Origin of the sequence: Dietzia sp. DQ12-76, from assembly GCF_014145045.1 — a bacterium.
Lineage (GTDB): Bacteria > Actinomycetota > Actinomycetes > Mycobacteriales > Mycobacteriaceae > Dietzia.
In genome coordinates this window covers 1-5,295 of the sequence record NZ_JAALDV010000461.1, presented here as the reverse complement: position 1 = coordinate 5,295, position 5,295 = coordinate 1, and the positions used below count along the sequence as shown (strand labels likewise).

Here is a 5,295-nt window from a genome sequence, read left to right as displayed (position 1 = left end):
CGGCGGTGCTGGCGGTGGTGCTCATCGGGCTCGGGTTGTGGCTGCAGGCCCGGCACGAGGTCACGCCCGAGCGCCCGATCAACCCGGGCGCGTTGGCCCTGGTCGGCACCGGCCTGGCCGCGGCGATGCTCGACGTGATCGCCAGCACCTCGCTCTACCAGTGGATCCCCGTCCCGGCGGCGTACATGTTCGTGGGTGGGTTGGCGCTGGCGGGGATGGCGCTCGCGCAGCGGTGGTCCTCGGCTCTGCTCGCGTGCCTGGTCTCGGCGGGAACGATGCTGCTCTCGCCGTTCATCTCTACCGGCGTGGAGCTGGCGGTGTTCCTCGTGATCCTCGCGATCGCGACCGCGGTGCTCGGCTCGGACCTCGGGATCGCGGTCAGGGTGGTGTGGTCGGTCTTCCCCGCCCCGGTTCTCGTCGGGTACCTCTCGCAGGCGTTCCGTCACGACAGGGGTTCCCAGATCGCGCTCATCGTGGCGGTCCTGGCGTTCGCCGCGGTGGGCGTCGGTATCGCCTGGGTCGATTCCCTGCGTCGCCGCCCGGCTCCGGAGCGGGCGGCCCTCGTCGTCGTCCCCACCGCGGTACCCCTGTTCCTCCTGTCCGGACTGCCCCTCCTCCGGCCGGGATGGCCGGTCGGTCTCGTCCTGGCCGCCGCCTACCTCACGGTCGCGGTGGTCGCCGGACGACGGGCCCAGGAGCCGGGGCCGGTCCTGCTGTCCGCCGTGACGGGTGTCGTGGGCAGCGGTCTGTTGTTCGCCACCTGGGTCGAACTCGGCGGGCGGGAGATGACGAGCCTGGCCCTGACGCTCAGCGCCACCGGGTACCTCGTGGCGGCCGGCCTGTGGCGCCGACGTTGGATGGACTGGGTGGCCGGCGTCGGCGGGTCGATCGCGCTCCTCGTGTACCTGGCGGTCAACCAGCCGTTCTTCGCACTGGACGAGGGGTTGGCGGTCCGCGAGCTCAGCTACTGGGACGTGGTGGCGGCGTTCGCGGCCACCACGCTCGCCGTGGCCGCGACGTGGTGGGGCTCCCGGCTGGCCCCGCACCGGTCCGCCAGGGTGGTGATGGCGGGTGCCGTGGCCGCGCTACTGACCTTCTCGGTCATGGTGGTGGCGGCCGGTGTGGTGATCGGCGACCTCGCCGGCGCGGCGCGTGACGGGTTCCTCGGGGCCCACCTGGTGGTCACGGTCCTGTGGATCAGCTGCGCGGCCTGGTTGATCCTCACCCCGAGCCCCCGGCTCTCGGACGCCCGTCGGATGGGATTCGTCCTGGGATCGCTCGCGCTCGCCAAGTTGCTCTTCCTCGATCTGGCCACGCTCCCCGGGCTGTTCCGGGTGCTGTCCTTCATCGCGGTGGGCGCGGTGATGTTGGCCGTGGCCGTCCGCTACCGCAACGACACGGATCCGTCCGGGAGCGGATCCCCCACGTAGATCCGGAAGGCGCGGGGTTCCGCACCGGCCATGAGGACCTCGACCTCGGGGTGGTCGACCTCGTCCGGGTCGTCCGAGGGCAGGCTCCAGACCACGTCGCCGGAGTCGGTGAGCTCCCTCAGGGCGAGGCGCGTCGCCCGCACCCACGTCACGTGCCGGAGTGCCGGTTCGTCGCGGAGATCGTCCTCGGCCATTCCTTCCCGGAGGTCGACCGTGAGGCGCTCCCCGTCGGGGGCCTCGTACGCGGTGCAGACGTGATCCACGAGGACGGACAGTGGCCACGACGGGCCCGAGCCGAGCAGATCGACGATGATCATCCGCGCATCGCCGACCTGGCAGGCCGTCGGTGTGGTGAGGACGTGGAGCCTGTCGGCAACGTCCTCCGAGATCTCGATGAACTGAACGGTCATGGTGAACCCCTGTTCCGGCGAGGCGGTCCACGGCGGGTCTCGCGCCGCGGCGAGGGCCGTCTCGACTGTGACGTAGATCATACAATATGTCGGTGGCCAACAAGTCTCGGCCAGATGACGATCGCGGAAACCGGCAGGCGGCGTCCCGGCGCGACCGCGGGTCGGTGGATAGGGTCACAGGCGTGAGCATCACGTCGACCGGGCCCGCCACCGACACCACCGTGGGGCGGTCCGACCCCTTCACGCTGACCTACACCGGGTTCGATTCCGGCGAGGAGGGACTTCGCGAGACACTCACCTCCACCGGCAACGGCTACCTCTGCACACGCGGCGCCGCCGAATGGGAGGAGGCCGACGGGGTCCACTACCCCGGGACGTACGTGCACGGTCTGTACAACCGCGCGACCACCATGCTCGGCGGGGTCCCGGTGCACAACGAGGACCTGGTCAACCTGCCCAACTGGCTGCCGATGAAGCTCCGGATCGGCGGTGCGGAGGTGCTGCGGCTCGCCGAGGTGGAGATCCTCGACTACGGGCACGAACTCGACCTCCGGTCGGCGACGCTGACCAGGCGCCTCCGGTTCCGGGACAAGGAGGGTCGCGAGACCGAGCTGGTCAGCCGGCGGTTCGTCTCGATGGCCGCGATGCACCACGCCTACATCGAGTGGACGATCACCCCTGTCAACTGGTCGGGGGAGGCGGAGGTGGTCACCGCGATCGACGGCCGGGTCACCAATGCCGGCGTGCCCCGCTACCGCCAGCTCGAGAGCGACCACCTGCGACCGGGGAGCACGCTCTTCCCCGCGCCGGAGGTGATCGCCCTCAAGGCCCACACCCGTCAGTCCGAGGTCGCGGTCAGCCTGGCCGCACGGACCCTCGTCCTCGTGGCCGACGAGCGGATCGACGTCCCGCGGACGGACTTCCGGACCCCCGACTACATCCAGCAGACGCTGTGCCTGGACCTTGAGCGCGGGGTTCCGGTCACGATCGAGAAGTCTGTCGCACTGTTCACCTCCCGAGACCCGGCCACCGGGAACACCATGACGCGCGCGCACCGATCAGTGAGCCGCGCCCGGCCATTCGACGCGGCCCACGCCCACCACTGTCAGGCATGGGGCCGGCTGTGGCAGGCGTGTGACATGAAGGTGTTCGGCGACGACGAGGCCCAGCATCTGCTCCGGGTCCACATCAGCCATATCCTGCAGACCTGCTCGCACCACACCGCGGACCTCGACGCGGGGGTGCCCGCCCGTGGGATCAACGGGGAGGCCTATCGCGGCCATATCTTCTGGGATGAGTTGTTCGTCTTCCCCTTCCTGACCTTCCGCACCCCGGAGGTCACCCGGGGTCTGCTGATGTACCGCTATCGCCGACTGTCGGAGGCCCGCGCGGCCGCGGAGGCATCCGGGTACGAGGGCTTCATGTTCCCGTGGCAGAGCGGGTCGCTGGGGACCGAGGAGACCCAGGAGGTACACCTCAACCCGCTGTCCGGACGGTGGGACGAGGACCTCTCGCACAACCAGCGACACGTGAGCGCGGCCATCTTCTACAACGTCTGGCAGTACGTCACCCTCACCGAGGACACGATGTTCCTCGAGTTCCGCGGTGCGGAGATGATGCTCGGCATCGCCCGTTTCTGGTCCTCGATAGCCCACTACTCACCAGAGCGGGACCGCTACGAGATCCACGGGGTGATGGGGCCGGACGAGTACCACGAGAAGTACCCCGGGGCGTCGGAGGCGGGTCTGCGCAACAACGCCTACACCAATGTGTTCGTGGCGTGGATCTGCGACGTCGCCGCGAGCCTGCTCGACCTCCTCCCCGAGCCCCGGGCCGAGGAGGTGCGCGCCCGACTCGAACTGCGCGAGGAGGAGGTCACGCGGTGGAAGGACATGAGCCGCAAGATGTTCGTCCCGTTCCACGACGGGGTCATCAGCCAGTTCGAGGGGTACGAGGACCTCGAGGAGTTGGACTGGGACTCCTACCGCGCCCAGTACGGCGACATCCAGCGGCTGGACCGGATCCTCAAGGCCGAGGGGGACACCCCTGACCGGTACAAGCTGGCGAAGCAGGCCGACGCCGTGATGCTGTTCTTCCTCTTCAGCGACTCCGAACTCAGGCGCGTCGTCCGGCGGCTCGGATACGACTTCCCGAGCGATGCCGCCCAGCGCACCATCGAGTACTACGACCGACGGACCTCCCACGGATCGACGCTGTCCTACATCACGCACGCGGGAGTGCTCGCCCGCTTCGACCCGGACGCCTCCTGGGAGAGGTTCAAGGTGGCCCTGGGTAGCGACGTCAACGACATCCAGGGCGGAACCACGCGTGAGGGGATCCACATGGGGGTCATGTCCGGGACCGTCGATCTGGTCCAACGGTTCTACGCGGGTATGCGGGTCAGCGGCGGGATGTTGCGACTCGACCCCAACCTGCCCAGCGGCATAGACGGGGTGTCCTTCAACATGACCTACCTGCGGTCACCGCTGACGGTGACGGTGATGAGGGATCGCGTCACCGTCCACCACCGCGACGGGGTGATCGACGCGACCCCCGTGCGGGTTCGGGTCGGCCGGCAGGAACGGATGGTCGCGGTGGGCGGCGAGGAGACGTTCACTCTGACGTGAGGTCCGACAGATCCGATGTGACGCCCTGCCGGGACCGTCGACGCTCCTCCCTCTCCCGGTGGCGTGCGGCGTGGCGTTCCCTCTCACGCTCCGTCTCGACCGCGTGATCGTAGGGGTTGCCACGGAAGCGATGGACCGAGTAGGCGATCAGTACCAGGCCGATGAGTCCGGAGGCGATCAGGCTCCCGCCGGTACCCCAACCGCCGATGAACCACCAGGCCGGGTCGAACGGCCACCACCGGGGCGCCGGGGGATGCTGTCCCCAGTAGATCCCCAGCCCGACCAGCCACGCCACGCCGAGCACCGACGCCGCGATCCTCGGCCAGGTCTGCACCCCGCGGGACGCACCCTCGAGCGCGACGCGCTTGACGGGGTCGACCCGCTTCTCGATCCACTCGTACTGCTGGGAGAGCACCACCATTCCCGCGAAGAGCGTGAGCAGCCCGGGGCCGGGCAGGAACAGGGCCGCGATTCCCAGCACGACGAGGGTCCACCCGAGTGTCTCGAGGGCGAGGCGCTTGGCCGCGACGTAACCGAGTCTTCTCACCCGACCATGGTGGCAGAGATGCGCGGCGTGGGTACGGCTGCGCGCTCAGGCCGGAACGGGTGAACCGAACGCGCGTGCAGCACGCACGCCTGCCTCGAGGTCGACCTCCGGCCACCCGTCGGGGGAGTGCAGGACGGCCGCCAGTTCGGGCGAGTCCAGCCGCGCACCGGCCGCCAGGAGCGCGTCGACCGCTCCGGTTCCCGGGGCGTCGAGCAGGGTGTCGTCGGCGAGGTCGTCGATGATGTCCCGCACGGCCGCCGCGGTCACCGGAAAGATCTCCG

4 protein-coding genes and 1 pseudogene are annotated in these 5,295 nt (G+C 69.5%); 2 read left to right on the top strand and 3 right to left on the bottom strand.

What is annotated here, in order from left to right:
• On the top strand, positions 1–1,430 hold a 1,430-nt coding region (locus G6019_RS14740; RefSeq protein WP_182627899.1), incomplete at its 5' end, for a DUF2339 domain-containing protein.
• On the opposite strand, the gene G6019_RS14735 is transcribed toward G6019_RS14740, so the two are convergent.
• Positions 1,385–1,921, bottom strand: coding sequence for a hypothetical protein (locus G6019_RS14735; RefSeq protein WP_107755496.1), 537 nt, complete (start codon positions 1,919–1,921; stop codon positions 1,385–1,387). The genes G6019_RS14740 and G6019_RS14735 overlap by 46 nt on opposite strands.
• Positions 1,922–2,022: 101 nt before the next feature.
• Between G6019_RS14735 and G6019_RS14730 the strand changes: the two genes are divergently transcribed.
• The gene (locus tag G6019_RS14730; RefSeq protein WP_309230276.1) at positions 2,023–4,467 is read left to right on the top strand and encodes a glycoside hydrolase family 65 protein; all 2,445 of its coding nucleotides are present in this window, start codon (positions 2,023–2,025) and stop codon (positions 4,465–4,467) included.
• Here the strand turns inward: G6019_RS14730 and G6019_RS14725 are convergent.
• Together G6019_RS14725 and G6019_RS14720 are read right to left on the bottom strand one after the other, a co-directional pair.
• Entirely contained in the window at positions 4,454–5,014 is a 561-nt protein-coding gene (locus G6019_RS14725; RefSeq protein WP_182613819.1) for a PGPGW domain-containing protein, read from the bottom strand. The genes G6019_RS14730 and G6019_RS14725 overlap by 14 nt on opposite strands.
• A gap of 45 nt (positions 5,015–5,059) precedes the next feature.
• Positions 5,060–5,295: pseudogene (locus G6019_RS14720) on the bottom strand (hypothetical protein); the annotation flags it as partial.

Bases quoted from the DNA above. Each gene is read 5' to 3' on its own strand.
- G6019_RS14735 (WP_107755496.1), bottom strand. From the start codon at position 1,921: ATGATCTACGTCACAGTCGAGACGGCCCTCGCCGCGGCGCGAGACCCG.